This window comes from Rhodopseudomonas sp. B29 (assembly GCF_000333455.1).
Classification (GTDB): Bacteria; Pseudomonadota; Alphaproteobacteria; order Rhizobiales; family Xanthobacteraceae; genus Rhodopseudomonas.
This window is the reverse complement of record NZ_BADD01000169.1, coordinates 1-4016: the sequence shown is the minus strand read 5'-3', so window position 1 is coordinate 4016 and position 4016 is coordinate 1. Positions and strand designations below refer to the sequence as shown.

The 4016-nt window shown below is 65.1% G+C and carries 7 protein-coding genes; 4 read left to right on the top strand and 3 right to left on the bottom strand.

All coding sequences use genetic code 11. The features are described 5' to 3' along the window. Positions 1-244, bottom strand: a 244-nt coding sequence (locus tag I5M_RS06030) for an SOS response-associated peptidase family protein (RefSeq protein WP_031335554.1), incomplete at its 3' end; no start/stop codon positions are given. 130 nt (positions 245-374) lie between these two features. Between I5M_RS06030 and I5M_RS33550 the strand changes: the two genes are divergently transcribed. The 4 genes from I5M_RS33550 to I5M_RS06010 all read left to right on the top strand — a co-directional run bounded on the left by I5M_RS33550 (position 375) and on the right by I5M_RS06010 (position 2063). Then, positions 375-806: a hypothetical protein gene (locus I5M_RS33550; protein WP_244431942.1), complete on the top strand. Its 432-nt coding sequence runs from the start codon at positions 375-377 to the stop codon at positions 804-806. Next, positions 803-1231 carry an NUDIX hydrolase gene (locus I5M_RS33545; RefSeq protein ID WP_031335556.1) on the top strand — a complete coding sequence of 143 codons (429 nt, stop codon included), beginning with the start codon at positions 803-805 and terminating at the stop codon, positions 1229-1231. The genes I5M_RS33550 and I5M_RS33545 overlap by 4 nt, the downstream gene beginning before the upstream one ends. Positions 1232-1281: 50 nt before the next feature. After that, positions 1282-1665 carry a TIGR02301 family protein gene (locus tag I5M_RS06015; protein ID WP_022720570.1) on the top strand — a complete coding sequence of 128 codons (384 nt, stop codon included), beginning with the start codon at positions 1282-1284 and terminating at the stop codon, positions 1663-1665. Between the two features lie 131 nt (positions 1666-1796). Continuing rightward, the gene (locus I5M_RS06010) at positions 1797-2063 is read left to right on the top strand and encodes a hypothetical protein (RefSeq protein WP_022720569.1); all 267 of its coding nucleotides are present in this window, start codon (positions 1797-1799) and stop codon (positions 2061-2063) included. Positions 2064-2200: 137 nt separating this feature from the next. On the opposite strand, the gene I5M_RS33055 is transcribed toward I5M_RS06010, so the two are convergent. Together I5M_RS33055 and I5M_RS06000 are read right to left on the bottom strand one after the other, a co-directional pair. Then, complete coding sequence (locus I5M_RS33055) at positions 2201-2356, bottom strand: hypothetical protein (RefSeq protein WP_022720568.1); 156 nt, start codon at positions 2354-2356, stop codon at positions 2201-2203. 419 nt (positions 2357-2775) lie between these two features. Then, the gene (locus I5M_RS06000) at positions 2776-4011 is read right to left on the bottom strand and encodes a D-amino acid dehydrogenase (RefSeq protein ID WP_031335553.1); all 1236 of its coding nucleotides are present in this window, start codon (positions 4009-4011) and stop codon (positions 2776-2778) included. Positions 4012-4016: the final 5 nt, after the last annotated feature.

The window sequence follows — 4016 nt, the reverse complement described above, 5'->3', positions numbered from 1 at the left end:
TCTCGAACACGGTTTCGGCGCGCGCATTGATCAGCAGCGTAAAAGTACGTGGGTCCTTGACCCATGACGGCAGCAGGCCCCAACGCATCAGCCGGAACCGGCGCGCGCCTTGATCGAGCATCACCACCGGGATCGGCTGGGTCGGGGCAATGTTGTAGCGTGACGGAAAATTAGGCTGATCGAGATAGCCAAAAGCTTCCCGGATTGCAGCCGGGGCCGAAGTGATCACGAAGCGCCCACACATCGACCAACCTGCCGCTTTCAGAGCCTGTTAACGTCGACCGATAAATATGACACCAATGGCTGCCAGTGAACCCCATGCCGCGCGATCGGCGAGCGATTTGGCCAGTGCCGACGCCGACACCCGCGCCGCCATGCTGGTGGCCGCCAACATCAATCCGAATACCGGGCTGGCGACGGACTATCTAAATCACTTCAATGAAGCCGTGATGCTGCTCGAAATGATCCCCGACATGCCGGAATGTTCGGAGGATTTCCTGAGCTGGCAGCCGCTGTCCTATGCGGAACATTTCAAGGCGTCGAACTTCAAGGCGCGGGATCTGGCGATCGAAGCCTACGATACGGCAGATCCCGGCATCCGCTCCGATTTCGACGACATCACCGACCACATGAAGGCGATCCTGACCGCCACCGGCGACGCCATGCGGGGCGCCAGCCAGGACGCGACCCGCGCCAAGCTGGCCGAGAGCGCCGTCGGCTGGATCAAGCCGCTGATCGGCCGCGCCGGCGGCATCATCAACGGCCAGGGCAGCGAAGCCGACGTCGACTTCATCATGACGCACTGACCGTGGCGCCAGATCCCCTGAAACGTCCCCAACTCGCCGTCAGCGCCTCGATCTTCCGGGACGGCAAGGTGCTGCTGGTCCGGCGCGCCCGTTCGCCCGGCAAGGGGCTGTATTCGCTGCCTGGTGGCCGCGTCGAGTATGGCGAAACCCTGGAGACCGCGTTGGCCCGGGAAATCGCCGAGGAAACCGCGCTGTCGGTCGATATCGTCGGCCTCGCCGGCTGGCGCGAGGTGGTGCCGAGTGCCGCCAACACCGGCCATTACGTGATTTTGTCGTTCGCCGCCCGCTGGCGCGCCGGCGAAGTGGCGCTGAACGACGAGCTCGACGACGCCCGCTGGATCGCCCCGGCTGGACTGGCCGAGTTCGACACCACCGAGGGGCTGGCCGCGATGGTCGACAACGCCCGGCGTCTGCTGGTTCCGTGAACCGCACCGCCGCCTTGCCGCTCCGGCCGAAACGGCCTATCAGGCCCGCCATGCTGACCCGCCGTCTCGCCATTCTCGCTGTCGCCGCCTGCTGCGCGCTCGCGCCGGCGCGGGCGCAGACGCCAGAAGGTGCGGCGCCGTTCGACGCCGATCTGCAGCGGCTCGCCGAGATCCTGGGGACGCTGCACTATCTGCGTGGTATCTGCGGCAGCGCCGACGGCGCCAAATGGCGCAACGAGATGCAGGCGCTGATCGACGCCGAGACGCCGTCCGGCGAACGTCGGACCCGGCTGATCGCCGGTTTCAATCGCGGCTATGCCGGCTTCCAGCAGACCTATCGGGTCTGTACGCCGGCCGCCAAAGTGGCAATCAGGCGATATCTCGAAGAAGGCTCGAAGATTTCGCGCGATCTCACCGCACGCTACGCGAATTGATCGGTTTCGCTCGCCGCTGTCCCCAGCCCATTAACCTTTCCTAAAGAACTGGTCTCGCCACGGCGGCACGCCATGCTAACAGTTAGGTGTCGCCGGTCCGCAGTGGACCGCGCCCTACCCTGCCGAGTTTCATGAGCGCGACCTCCCAGACTTCCGAGCAAGACACCTTCCAGCAGGATCAGGACCAGAAGCGGGCGGCGCTCAGCTATCTCAACGAGGCGTGGGCCGAAGCCCTGCACGACGGCGTCGACGGCGACTGCCTGGCGCAGGCCAGCCTGTTCACCGCCTTCGCGGAGCTGGTGACGACTTACGGCGAAGACGCCGTCGCCAAGTTCGTCGAAGGCCTTCCCGGCCGGGTGCGCAACGGCGAGTTCTCGATCGCGCTGGCGCGGCAGTAGAGCATTCCCTCTCCAGTCATTGCCGGGCTTGACCCGCCTGCGCGGCCGAAGCCGCTTCGGCACGGCGAAGGCCCGGCAATCCATCTTTCAAGAATGATGGATGCCCGGAGCAAGTCCGGGCATGACGAAAGAAAGAATCAGCCCCGGGCGAACGCCTGCAGACCCTTGAAGGTCAGCCGCTTCGGATCCTTGACGCCGGCGAGATAGAATTTGCGGATGAACTCCGCCACCACTCGCCGTTCGACGCCGGTGAGCGCGACGATCGCCTCCACCGCGGTTTTCTGAGCTTCCATTGCGTATCCCTCAAGTCGTAACGGTCACTCGACGATCCCGGCGATCGTGCGAAGCAGAAAGTCTGCGCCGCGTCCGTTAAATTCCCATTAACCAACGCACGGCGCGCTCGCGGCGCGAACCGATTCGGCTCCATCATCGCCGATCCGCCTCACGCGGTGGATACGCGAATTGCCCCACCGTAGTTCCCCGGAGGTGCGATGAAATCTACGGAAGGATTGCTTTGAAAAGAGATGGCAAGGGTCAGCGCACTGAGCTTGCCCCACTCTCAGCCGTCACCACCTGCACCACGATGTCACCGCCCGGCTTGACCGGGCGGCCCAGTATCCCAGGGCATGCGTGTGAGTAACGAGCGCTCTGCGATACTGGGCCACCCGCTTTCGCGGGTGGTGACGGCAGGGGAGCGGGGAGTTCTCGCCGCTTAATCAGCCACCCCGACCTGCATCGCGACCATTTCCGCCGTCGCCGCCGACAGGGTCCAGCCGAGATGACCATGGCCGGTGTTGTAGAACACGCCCTTGCGGCGGCCGGGGCCGACGCGGGGCATCATGTCGGGCATCATCGGCCGTAGGCCGCTCCACGGCACAACCCGGCGTGTCGAGACGCGGGGGAAGTTGCGTTCGACCCACTCGACCAGCGGGCGCACACGATCAGCGCGGATGTCGCGGTTGGTGCCGTTGATCTCGGCGGTGCCGGCGACACGGAAGCGATCGTCGCCCAATCGGCTGGTGACGATCTTGGCACGCTCGTCGAGCAGACTGACGCGCGGCGCCGCGGCCTGGTCCTGCTCGGCGTCGAGCTGCACGGTGATCGAATAGCCCTTCACCGGATAGATGTTGACCCGGTCGCCGAGCGTCGCTGCGAGTCGCCGACTCTCGACGCCGGCGCAGATGACCACCGCATCGAATTTCTCTTCGAGCGGCAGCCCAGTCGCCTGCCCCTGCGGCTCCGCCGACCAGCCGACGCGAATGCGCTCGCCGGGCTGCGCGGTGACTTCCGCTTCGACACCGAACAGGAATCGCACGCCCTGCCGCGCGCAATACGTTGCGAGGCCGGTGACGAATTTATGGATGTCGCCGCTGAAGTCCGACGGCGTGTAGAAGCCACCATGATACGTGCCCGTCAACGCCGGTTCGATTGAACGGATCTCCTCGGCCGTCACCGGCCGGCGCTCGAGACCACCGGCCTGCAGCAGGCGGTTGGACCTGGTCGCCTGCGCGAAGTCCTTGGCGTCATGATACACATGCAGAATGCCGCGGGTCTCGATATCGAAGTCGACGCTCGCGGTTTCGGCCATACGCATCAGATGCCGCCGCGCCTCGATGGCGAGCCGCGTGGTCTCGACCGAGTTCTTCTCGTAGCGGGTGATGGCGACCAGAAACTCGGTCAGCCACGAATACTTGTGCCAGCTCGGCTTGAGGCTCAGCAGCAGCGGCGCGTTGCTGTGCAGCAGCCAGCCAAGGCCCTTGCGCACCGTGGACCAGCTGTTCCAGACCTCGGCGTTGCTGGCGGAGAGCTGCCCGCCGTTGGCGTAGGAGGTCTCCATCGCGGCGTAGCGATGGCGGTCGAACACAGTGACTTTGTGGCCGCGTTCGCGCAGGGCGAACGCCGTCGTCACGCCGGTGATTCCGGCGCCGATAATGGCGATCTTGGACATGATGG